This window comes from Pectobacterium sp. PL64 (genome assembly GCF_022477975.1).
GTDB classification, from domain to species: domain Bacteria; phylum Pseudomonadota; class Gammaproteobacteria; order Enterobacterales; family Enterobacteriaceae; genus Pectobacterium; species Pectobacterium jejuense.
In genome coordinates this window covers 1-9,117 of record NZ_CP092071.1, presented here as the reverse complement: position 1 = coordinate 9,117, position 9,117 = coordinate 1, and the positions used below count along the sequence as shown (strand labels likewise).

General features: G+C 44.0%; 11 protein-coding genes. 9 read left to right on the top strand and 2 right to left on the bottom strand.

The window, feature by feature from the left end; translation table 11 throughout:
- Positions 1 to 310: 310 nt before the first annotated feature.
- The 5 genes from HP572_RS22905 to HP572_RS22885 all read left to right on the top strand — a co-directional run bounded on the left by HP572_RS22905 (position 311) and on the right by HP572_RS22885 (position 2,675).
- Positions 311 to 535, top strand: a complete 225-nt coding sequence (locus tag HP572_RS22905) for a hypothetical protein (protein ID WP_103161203.1) — start codon at positions 311 to 313, stop codon at positions 533 to 535.
- 74 nt (positions 536 to 609) lie between these two features.
- Positions 610 to 870, top strand: a complete 261-nt coding sequence (locus HP572_RS22900) for a plasmid stabilization protein (RefSeq protein WP_103161204.1) — start codon at positions 610 to 612, stop codon at positions 868 to 870.
- Positions 860 to 1,159, top strand: a complete 300-nt coding sequence (locus tag HP572_RS22895; RefSeq protein WP_103161205.1) for a type II toxin-antitoxin system RelE/ParE family toxin — start codon at positions 860 to 862, stop codon at positions 1,157 to 1,159. Before HP572_RS22900 ends, HP572_RS22895 begins: the two co-directional genes overlap by 11 nt.
- A gap of 65 nt (positions 1,160 to 1,224) precedes the next feature.
- Positions 1,225 to 2,067, top strand: coding sequence for a site-specific integrase (locus HP572_RS22890; protein WP_240585821.1), 843 nt, complete (start codon positions 1,225 to 1,227; stop codon positions 2,065 to 2,067).
- Complete coding sequence (locus HP572_RS22885; RefSeq protein ID WP_103161207.1) at positions 2,064 to 2,675, top strand: hypothetical protein; 612 nt, start codon at positions 2,064 to 2,066, stop codon at positions 2,673 to 2,675. The genes HP572_RS22890 and HP572_RS22885 overlap by 4 nt, the downstream gene beginning before the upstream one ends.
- Before the next feature lie 893 nt (positions 2,676 to 3,568).
- Here the strand turns inward: HP572_RS22885 and HP572_RS22875 are convergent.
- Together HP572_RS22875 and HP572_RS22870 are read right to left on the bottom strand one after the other, a co-directional pair.
- Positions 3,569 to 4,312 (bottom strand): hypothetical protein, encoded by a 744-nt coding sequence (locus tag HP572_RS22875; RefSeq protein WP_240585820.1) that lies wholly within the window; start codon positions 4,310 to 4,312, stop codon positions 3,569 to 3,571.
- A 2-nt stretch (positions 4,313 to 4,314) separates the two neighbouring features.
- Positions 4,315 to 5,442, bottom strand: coding sequence for an ATP/GTP-binding protein (locus HP572_RS22870; RefSeq protein WP_240585825.1), 1,128 nt, complete (start codon positions 5,440 to 5,442; stop codon positions 4,315 to 4,317).
- A gap of 636 nt (positions 5,443 to 6,078) precedes the next feature.
- On the opposite strand from HP572_RS22870, the gene HP572_RS22865 reads away from it, so the two are divergent.
- From HP572_RS22865 to HP572_RS22855, 4 genes are all read left to right on the top strand, one after another.
- Positions 6,079 to 6,297 (top strand): hypothetical protein, encoded by a 219-nt coding sequence (locus HP572_RS22865; RefSeq protein ID WP_240585824.1) that lies wholly within the window; start codon positions 6,079 to 6,081, stop codon positions 6,295 to 6,297.
- A 456-nt stretch (positions 6,298 to 6,753) separates the two neighbouring features.
- Complete coding sequence (locus HP572_RS22860) at positions 6,754 to 7,035, top strand: DUF3892 domain-containing protein (protein WP_240585823.1); 282 nt, start codon at positions 6,754 to 6,756, stop codon at positions 7,033 to 7,035.
- 821 nt (positions 7,036 to 7,856) lie between these two features.
- Positions 7,857 to 7,949 carry a hypothetical protein gene (locus tag HP572_RS23035; RefSeq protein ID WP_370829099.1) on the top strand — a complete coding sequence of 31 codons (93 nt, stop codon included), beginning with the start codon at positions 7,857 to 7,859 and terminating at the stop codon, positions 7,947 to 7,949.
- A gap of 345 nt (positions 7,950 to 8,294) precedes the next feature.
- Complete coding sequence (locus HP572_RS22855; RefSeq protein WP_240585822.1) at positions 8,295 to 8,477, top strand: hypothetical protein; 183 nt, start codon at positions 8,295 to 8,297, stop codon at positions 8,475 to 8,477.
- The last annotated feature ends 640 nt before the right edge of the window (positions 8,478 to 9,117 follow it).

Here is a 9,117-nt window from a genome sequence, read left to right as displayed (position 1 = left end):
TTATTCTTGTGCTGTTGATGATTAGTGCACGTCACGCACTCCTGATTACACCGGATACAGGTCAACAATCCGCGCCCATTGAGGGATCTGAGACCCAGCAGCGACATCTGGAGAAACTGAGGCGACGCAGTTAAAACGCCACCTGGTCAGTGTAACGACCGCGATTAGCCCACGCTGACGGGGAAAAACATGGCGAGAATAGTCCGAGCCAGACGCCACAAGGTGTCAAACAGGGGCAAATAGGCATTCAATTGCCGCTGAACCGGTATCTCCGGTCAGGCGTTCTTACAAACTATCAAGCGGTGATGATATGACGGAGTTTAGCGTCAGCCAGGAACTGGCCGCATTACAGGAAGAGACCCGGTTAATTCGCAAACCGCGCTACAGGAAATCGCGCCTCGATCGCTACACCGGAGAACTGCGCCAGCTTCATCAGGCCGGAGCCAGTGCCGCCGAGCTACAACGCTGGCTAAGAGCAAAGCGGATTAGGGTAGTGCTATCCACCGTAACCCGCTGGCTGGCTCGTCATGGTTAAGCCCGTAACATGCCATCCTAATGCGACGTTGCTACACTCAGAAACAGACTTACGGAAAATCAGGAGCGTCATCCATGAACAGCACCCACTACGAAAACGCGAACTTTCTGCGGGAGCTAGCCGAGAGCCTCCCACACCTCATTCCTTCAGGAAGTGCGGATAAAGCTGCACTGTTGCAGCGTCTCGCTAATGAAGAACTGGCACAGGCAGAGTATGAGGAAAGAGCACGCGCCAAAGTCGCAGAAGCCCGTGCCGACACCCGACCAAGTATGACAACCGACCAGCTTCGTCAGCAGCTACAGCGCCGCTATCAGGAAAAGCACGATGCCGTATGATGTGGAATGGAAAGCAAGTGCCACGGAGGATGTGATGGCACTTTTTGACTATATCGCTGAAAACGCTTCTCTCTGGGATGCAAGGCACGTTACTGAACGCCTCCTCGCTTCCACCGAAAAACTCGCCGAGTTTCCCAAGCTATATGAGCTAGATCCGCGCTATGGCGAGGGCGTCCGCCGTATCAGTCTGATGGGACAGAATGTGCTGTATGACGTGGATGATCCCACCCAGAAAGTTCAGGTTCTGGCTGTTATCGGTCAGCGCCAGAACCCTCAGCAGATCCGTTAACCTTCAACAGTATCCTCATGGCAAAAGCAAAATTTTCCTCACCCGGGCGTCAGGCGGCTTCGATCATGAAAGCCATACAAGGGGAAAGTCTGCGTTCAGTCGGTACCGTACGCAATTACGAACAGGCATTAACCCGGGTAGCAGAATGGGTTCGTGCATCCCGTATCCTCGGAGGACTTCGTGAACTAACGCCTTCTCTGGCCGTCAGTTATCTTGAATCCCGGGGCGAATCGGTAGGACAAAAAACCCTCGACATGGAGCGGCAAGCTATTCAGGCCATGATGCACCATGTCACCGGCATCCTGCCTCTGACCGAGCGTTTACCGGTGATCCGCGCAGACCATCCGCAAATCCTGACAGGGCGGGCTTACACCTCAGAACAAATCACCCGTATTTGCGCCGCTCAAACCCCAAAGAACGCACTGGCGACAGAGCTGGCCTACGCCGCAGGATTACGCGCCCATGAGCTTTATACGCTGGCGAGACCGGATGAACAGCCGCCCAGTGTACGACAGGCCGATGCAACAAAGTGGGCGGGGCGTAGCGGTATAATCTACACCGTTCACGGTAAAGGCGGACTGGTTCGGGAAATCCAGCTTCCAAAGGAGCTTGCTTCACGCCTTGAAGCGGTCAGGCGCGACCACACCGTCACCCTGACCGATCGTGGCGTCAACCACACCAGCCGTTACGCGCTTGGTGGCGGCCATCCCTGGTCAAACAGCTTCAGTGCGGCCGCACAACGGGTATTAGGCTGGTCAGCCGGTGCCCACGGCGTTCGTCACAGCTATGCTCAGGAACGGATGCGTGAACTGCAACATCTGGGGCTGCTCCGGGAAGCTGCCCTGACGACAGTCAGCCAGGAAATGGGGCACTTTCGCCCAGAGATCACGGAAACCTACCTGCGATGAAATTTGTTTTCTGGCGAGTCACGGTGTTAATCGTTTTGTTTGCACTGCTTGGTGCGGCCTACGTGTATATATCAGCCAAACTGGAAAACTACACGCTGATAATCCGGCAAGGTGAACAGCTTATAAAATTTTCAGGCTGGTACATGGCTGCTGAGTTATGGCCATTCATGGTGTCGGGCATGTTCATCACAGGTAGTGCAGGCGGGATCGCACTCATCTGGATAATCGTTAAAGCCGATAACCGCGATCAGGCCGAAAAAATCGCGCATTACCATAGGCTAGCGTACCTCGCGCAAGAAAACGCCGTACAGGCCGAATTTAAAGCCAATGAACGCCTCGCTGAACAACTCAATCAGGCCATCCAGCGAGAAAATGCCGCCACGCTACGCGAACAGAAAGCCAGTATGCTCATCAGGACAACACAAGATCAGCTGGAAAACATCATCGCAGAAACGCTGAAACAGGTAGATATCGCCAAGGAAGAAAGTAATGACGCCGAAAACCGACGCAAAAATGCGACTGCGACAGCAGAGCGTAGGCGGAGAAAACTGGAAAAGCTCAAAACGGAACAGGAAAACCGGGAATTAATGGAATTTTTCAAATCCTGAAGCAACGTAAGGAGTGAACGGAGATCCCATCACAAACAGTGCTATTCCGCTTCCTCGCTCATTCGCTCACTCCGTTCGGTCATGAGACTGCGGCGAGCGGCGCGTGTTAACGACGAAAACCCGATGGTTTTTTCCATTCAAACAGGCGCTCCTGCGCAGACTCATGACGCTGAGAAATAATCTGCTGACGTGCGTCGCTAACACCTTTTTTTCGCCGTACCGGAAAGTCGTGCACCCTTTACACTTTCTGGCGCAAAGATAGCAGCGCCCCACCACCCAGAGCTGATCCAAAGAGACTCGTTTTTCCATAGGCTCCGCCCTCCTGACGAGTATCACAAAAAATGACGCTCAAGTCAGAAGGGGCGAAACCCGACAGGACTTAAAGATCCCCACCGTTTCCGATAGGTCGCTCCCTCGTGCGCTCTCCTGTTCCCACCTTACAGTGTCCCCGCATCATTCCGCTGTCATGGCCGCGTTTTCTCATTCCACGCCGGATGCTGGGGTCTGGTTAGGTGGTTCGCTCCAAGCTGGGCTGTATGCACGAACTCCCCGTTCAGCCCGACTACCACGTCTTGTGCAGGTAACTGTTCTCTTGATTCCAACCCTGACAGACACGAAAAATCGCCATTGGCGGTAGCCACTGGTAACTGGTTTCACGGAGCGGGATTACATACATTTGTACGTAAGAGTTCTTGAAGTGGGAGCCAATCTAAAGCTACACTGAAAGGACGGATTTGGTGACTGCGCTCCGTTTAAGCCAGTTACCACGGTTCAGAAGTTCCCCAACTTACTGAACCTTCGAAAAACCACCTCCCCAGGTGGTTTTTTCGTTTACAAGGCAAGAGATTACGACGAGTTACAGAGGATCTCAAGAAGATCCTAACAAAATCCATTTAATCGGGGGTGCTTTCCGCCAAAATAGTCTTCATATTTTCACCAAAGTGAGATAAAAGCATTAGTGGAAAAGAACTTATAACGATAACAGAGCTGCTCGTTTCCTCAATCTCACATTGTTTATCCAAAATTAAACACTGCCCAATATCATGACTTGGTAAGTCGTTGACACCAAAAACAATACTGTTAGCTTTTCTACAATGAATCTCAATGACCTTAATCCATGTATCTTTAGTCCATTGAGGTACATTATTATATTTTTTATCAGCATATTCATTTACGAATTTTTTAAATCCACCTACATCATCTTTAGGTATCACTAAGTTAATGAAATCATCATCAATTCCATTAAAACAGCGAATTGACTCAACCATAGGGTAACTGACAAAAAGCTTTCCTTTATCAGTTTCCTCACTAAAAACATTTAACATTTCATGCAATTTGTCATTACTTGAATTCGTAGCATGTGGATCATAATCAAAAAATAAATATACTTGAGAAAATTCATCTCTTTTATATGATTTAAGACTGTGATCTCTTTCTTGAAGTAAAGGGAAGATATCAACATAATCCACACCAAAATCATCCTCCTTTATTTTCACATAAAGTTGATATATTTCAGCACAAAACGAAACCTTAACAATTGTTTTTTCATCATCATGAATAAAATGACGAATAAAGTCACGAGAAATTACGTGTTCTGTTTTTTCACCTTCAAAAACAAAAAGAATTTTTTCGGCCATAATCAAGCCTTATTAACCTTATTAAAACCACCCGCTTTATATATTTTCTCCAGATTATGAGCAACTCTAATCTCTTTGTCAGTTAATTCATTTAATGGGGATATGTTTTTTTTATCCATAACAAAGTAGCAATCCGGTCTCAATATTTCATTACTCATGATACTAGTATTATGAGTAGTTAAAATAACCTGAGCTTTGCTATCACGAAGTATGGAAACCAAATTTGCAGATAATTCATGATGATAGAAAGCATCAAATTCATCAATACATATTAGTGAAACTTGCTCAATTCGCTGCATCCAGAAAAAAAACAAGCCAAGAGACTTTGTTCCTGTAGAGGCTATCTCATAAAATGGAATAACTACATCACCAAAATCAAAACCAATATTTTTCCCATTATCACCCTCAATTTCTTTTAACTTACATTCGACACCATTAGAATTTAGAAAATTTTCAAAGTCTTTAATATTGTCGTGCTCAACAATATCTTGGCATATACTCTTACCAGATGACTCTAATCCAATGAATGAGTTACCCTCTAATAGAGATCTAAAAAAAAGCATTCCTTTTACATAAGATATAAATTTTTTAAAAGTTCCTGTTATATCTCCATCAGGAAATACTGAGTTATTATTTATGTACGATATAATAGATACATTATCGTCAGCACCAGAAAAATCTTTATTTAGGTTTTCAGTACCCGGTATATTTATAGTAGCAACACTGCTTTCTTTTCTATTTAAATAGACAAAATTAACACCATTAATATCAAGCCCTTCCATAACAATGCTTCTAGCATTTTTTTTATCATAAAAATAAACAACTTCATCATTTAAAAACCTAAAGCAATATTTAAATGATGCAACCCCTGATTTATTTTTTGCATTCAAATAATTTCTAGAAAAAAATGAAGGTAATTTAGACGCCTCACTTAGATGAGATATTAAGTCAAAAATCGCATGTGTTAAATTACTCTTACCCGATCCATTTTTACCATAGATAACACTGGTTTTTACAACCCCGTTATTAATTGCCTCATCATTAAACTCATAGTTTCTTTTTTGAGCTAAATCAAGTGAAAACTTATCTTCAAAGCCTCTAAATCCAGCAACTTCAAATCTCTCAAGCATAGTCATCTCCGGTTATCATAATGCAAAAAATCATCCGTATTTTTTTTACGGCAAATATTGACTGAAAAAAATAAACATGTACACTAGTTTTTGATGTTATTCCGTTAAAAGTGTTTAGTAGATTGTAACTTATTGCAAAAAAAACGATGGGACACATCATGTGCTGTCTATCAGATAGATTACTGAAAAACCAACCATCCATCTGATAAATAAAAGAAAAAAACCGAAAAGGAAAGTTTATGGATTTACAAAAAACTGAAAGTCATTTCAGGAAGGAAAAATGATTGGGTTAGCCTGTACCACCAGAACTAACCCATAACAAATCATACGCAAATATGACGCTTGAGTACCACCTCAAGTGTTTGTAATAAACCCGTCACAAGACTTGTTGAGTGTTACATTACAATTTTTCACATAAAAATCAACAGTCATGTGGCGAAAAATGAGGAATGCATAATGCAAAACGATAACTCACAAGCATACATTTTTCGCCCTTACATAACGGTAAAGGGCAAACGGATCACCCGTCCTAACGGGGGGATGTTCAAAATCCCTGTTAGGCAGGAAGAAAAAAAGCAATAAATTCCGCAAGTTAAAAACTTTTGTTCATAATCCAATTTATGTAAGGAAAATCGAATGGCAAATGTCGATATCGTTAAAGTTGATAACGGAGATTACTGGACTCCAAAGACCCATTATGCCGTTGAAGAAGAAAAAACAGGGAAGATTCTGTTTGAATCTAACACTCAGAAAGACGCTATCGACTGGGCAAAAGATGAAAAGCACACAGTGAACATTCATCGTGTTAGAAATAGAAAAACAGAAGATAAGCATGGTCAGTATCGAGAAAAGTAGCGCATAAAAATCCCTGCATTTTTTTAACTACTGTTAGATGGTTATTCACCATAACCATCTAACAGCCCTTCAGGTGCTCCAATGGGAATTTTTAACATTATCATATCTAGAAATACCTACGAATAAACCTGATTAACCATACCTCAGGAGTGATATATGCCTTACGAGATAAGAGCTGAGTGCCCTTGCTGCAAAGTAACATCAAGTGGAATTAATGATATTAAAAAAGTATTTGGTTTTAGGAAATTACAAAACGGAGAAGAAATCCCTCAATCATATTGCCGCACATGCCGAAAATTACACTGTTCTCCCGACGATAAACATTGCCAATAATTCATTGAAACATCAGTTATACAAACTCTGATTTAATTGTAAATATATTTAAAAACAAATAATTAGAAGTAATCATGTTAAACAATAGCTACATGGTGTAGCCACCTCAGGAGAAAATAAATAATGGCGGATTTCTATATCACGGCTGTCCGTATGGATAGTACAGGCCAGCACATTCAGGATGTGCAGATCTACAAAGCTGGCGGAAACACACCATCGATTAATTCAAGACAGTTTGTAGGTGAACTGATCAGCACAGGGAAAGTATCTTTCTCAACACTAACTAAGAACGCCAAAAATGAATGGGTCATTGGCGCAAAAGTTGAGGTTATGTCTGACGGCTACATCACCACTGACCCAAACAAAACCAAGCGTGACAACTTAGGTAACTTGCCAAAATTCTGATTTCACATGCACAGCAACAACATCTAAAAAACCGCCTCTACTGGCGGTTTTTTTGTACCAGACAGTTATCCGGATTGAACATAACATCCGATCCACGCACCGCAGAAACGGCATCAACGCGTTTCTGCGGCCTTCAGCCTGAAACTAACACCTTTCCCTGACCAGAACCTCTAAAAACGTGCCTGATAAGTTTTAACCACATGCATGATTATTCACTGAAGTGCATGAGCTGCGGTTACAGCGTAAAAACGCGGTTAACCTCCCAGAAGCACAGCTTTTATAACGCACCGTTCATACAAAACTGCCAGATAACCAACATCGATACCGTAATACTAAGTACGGTGTCTACATGTTCTAAAACTGTCCGAATCATTTGTACCTCCATAAATAATGTCGTTCCCTATTTGACTAAAAAACCTAGTTTTTCAGCATCATCTCTTTTTAGTGCTCATATTCTTATTTCATTACAGAGAACAATAAACATCCGTCAAACAGCATGTCATGTTAGTCCAACCCTATAGGCAACCAGGATTAACCTGCTTCACTGCATCATCACTTACATATCAAAGAGCCATAAGAGGAAGAGGTTCAGTGGGTTGTCATTACTGATTGGGATTTCATCTTTATAGTTTTATCGCTATAAGCCATAGGCAGAGAACATTTGGGGAGTAATAACGGCAGGATGCTTCGACGCCTGGTTTTTAACTCAAGATGATTCACTGAGAGAATCGGTTTATGAAGTTATGGGGATCTCAGAAAAATTCTAACCCAAGCTCGGTAGGCCATATGTAGACTCGTTAAACGGATCAGGTTTTCCGAATATGAAAGAGTTACGAATTCAACATACAGGTAAGCCAATAAGGGCATTAGCTGCTTTCTATCCGACACGTAAAGCTCGAGTTATGCGCCGGTGATAAAACAGGGTTACCGACAGGGAAACGTGTCGCATTCCATATCTAAATTAGTCATCTCCTCCGCAATCAGCTCTCCTTTTCACGGTATTTTCAGCTATTATTGCCCAGTCACCGCACATCGGTGACCGGGTGTAGGAACCCGGACTTACTATCGGCGATAAGATCGGACGCGCCAGCGTCCTTTTTTATATCGCAGCCTTTGCTCGTCTCTATGGTGGCTCAGGCGGGGCAGCCTTCGGGCTGGCCGGGTCGATAGTACCGGTATTCCTACCCCCGTCTGGGCTACCACCCAAAGAGCGTAGGAACTCTTATGGTGGTGAAATATCTCACTATCGGAAGACCATCATGTTCGACAATACCCCTCTTAGGCCTGACGAACTGTTAGACCAATGCTGTGCGCTGTCCTATGCCGTCACCGCTATCACTCACGATCAGGTACGCGAAATTCTTGCGTTTGTGCTGCATGAAAAACTCCGGGATTTTTATGATTGCTACCACCCAGAGCAACTTCTTGAGGAAGACGATTAACGAACGGGCGCCCGTTTTATCCTAACCAGCGACGCCACCAGGGTTTAGGGTGAACGTTCTCCGATTCAGCCTGTGCCGGCTTATATTCCAGCCGGCGCATTTCCTGGAGTTCCTGTTTGAGACCCGATACCTCTTCCCGGAGCGCTTTCATCTCAGAAATCAGGTCTTTCATTACGCTATTATCTGTCTCATCACCCTGTCTCTGAGTGTCCCGACCTGTTGTCTCACTCGGTTTCAGTTCACCGTAAACCCGCATCAACTCACTTGTATCAAGAGATCTACCACCATCAGACTCAGACCTATATGATACGCGGCCTTTCGCCATATCCCGGTACAGCGAACTTCGCCCTTTCCCGGTCAATTCCATCGCTTGTCTCACGCTGACCCACGCCATTGTCTCACCTCCGATTTTTGAGACAGTATAACGCTACACAAGATGTTCTCAGCCAATCGGCCATCTTCAGCCTGCTAATTAGGGTGCCTCGCTCTCATTTTTTCTCGCCTTTCTTTAGATTATTCGTTATCAGCTATACCCGCTATGTACAACGAATAAATACGTTGTACATAGCGGGTATAGCTGGATTTACTCAACATAGACGCAATAATTAAAAAGCATGTTGGTAGCGCAACATAATCCGTA

Bases quoted from the DNA above. Each gene is read 5' to 3' on its own strand.
- HP572_RS22905 (WP_103161203.1), top strand. From the start codon at position 311: ATGACGGAGTTTAGCGTCAGCCAGGAACTGGCCGCATTACAGGAAGAG.
- HP572_RS22900 (WP_103161204.1), top strand. From the start codon at position 610: ATGAACAGCACCCACTACGAAAACGCGAACTTTCTGCGGGAGCTAGCC.
- HP572_RS22895 (WP_103161205.1), top strand. From the start codon at position 860: ATGCCGTATGATGTGGAATGGAAAGCAAGTGCCACGGAGGATGTGATG.
- HP572_RS22890 (WP_240585821.1), top strand. From the start codon at position 1,225: ATGAAAGCCATACAAGGGGAAAGTCTGCGTTCAGTCGGTACCGTACGC.
- HP572_RS22885 (WP_103161207.1), top strand. From the start codon at position 2,064: ATGAAATTTGTTTTCTGGCGAGTCACGGTGTTAATCGTTTTGTTTGCA.
- HP572_RS22875 (WP_240585820.1), bottom strand. From the start codon at position 4,312: ATGGCCGAAAAAATTCTTTTTGTTTTTGAAGGTGAAAAAACAGAACAC.
- HP572_RS22870 (WP_240585825.1), bottom strand. From the start codon at position 5,442: ATGCTTGAGAGATTTGAAGTTGCTGGATTTAGAGGCTTTGAAGATAAG.
- HP572_RS22865 (WP_240585824.1), top strand. From the start codon at position 6,079: ATGGCAAATGTCGATATCGTTAAAGTTGATAACGGAGATTACTGGACT.
- HP572_RS22860 (WP_240585823.1), top strand. From the start codon at position 6,754: ATGGCGGATTTCTATATCACGGCTGTCCGTATGGATAGTACAGGCCAG.
- HP572_RS23035 (WP_370829099.1), top strand. From the start codon at position 7,857: ATGAAAGAGTTACGAATTCAACATACAGGTAAGCCAATAAGGGCATTA.
- HP572_RS22855 (WP_240585822.1), top strand. From the start codon at position 8,295: ATGTTCGACAATACCCCTCTTAGGCCTGACGAACTGTTAGACCAATGC.